The following is an 820-nucleotide window of genomic DNA, read 5'->3' on the forward strand; positions in this document are numbered from 1 at the left end:
GGCGCCGACGCCGACCGACAGCATCCCGCCGCCCGACACCTTCCGCAGCGCCCGGCTGCGCAACACCACGACCCGGGCCGCGTCTTCGAGCGACAACAGACCGGCCACATGCGCGGCCGCGATCTCCCCCTGCGAGTGCCCGATCACGGCGGACGGCCGCACCCCGCACGACTCCCACCAGCGAGCCAGCCCGACCATCACGGCGAACAGCGCGGGCTGCACCACATCCACCCGCCCCAGCAGCGCACCCGAACCGTCCCGCAACACGTCCAGCAGCGACCAGTCCGTCAACGGGTCCATCACCGCCGCGCACTCCTCGACGGCGGCGGCGAACACCGGCGAGACGTCGAGGAGTTCGGCCGCCATCCCCGCCCACTGCGACCCCTGCCCCGGGAACACGAACACCGCACCCGAACCGGAAGCCGGAACCGAATCCGCCTCGGCCAATTCACCCAGCCGCGCCACGAGTTCGGGCAGATCCCGCCCCGCCACCACCGCCCGGTGCTCCAGCGCCGCGCGCCCCGACGCGAGCGTCCGCGCCACCGCCGCCGGATCGACGTCCGGCCGGTCGGCCAGCCAAGCCCGCAGCCGCTCCGCCTGCGCCCGCAACGCCGCACCCGACCCCGCCGACAGCGCCCACGGCACCACCACCCCGCCCGGGCTCACCGCCTCCGAGACGACCGCAGCCGGCCCCTCCTCCAGGATCACGTGCGCGTTGGTCCCGCTGATCCCGAACGAGGACACCCCGGCCCGCCGGACCCGCGAACCGCCCGCAGGCCACGGCACCTCGTCCGTCAGCAGCTCCACCGCGCCCGCCGAC

General features: G+C 75.5%; 1 protein-coding gene. It reads right to left on the reverse strand.

The window, feature by feature from the left end; translation table 11 throughout:
• The coding region (locus tag VM95_RS37790; RefSeq protein WP_341846058.1) for an acyltransferase domain-containing protein at positions 1 to 807 on the reverse strand (807 nt) is incomplete at its 3' end.
• Positions 808 to 820 lie beyond the last annotated feature (13 nt).

Origin of the sequence: Streptomyces rubellomurinus, from assembly GCF_000961885.1 — a bacterium.
GTDB lineage: Bacteria > Actinomycetota > Actinomycetes > Streptomycetales > Streptomycetaceae > Kitasatospora > Kitasatospora rubellomurina.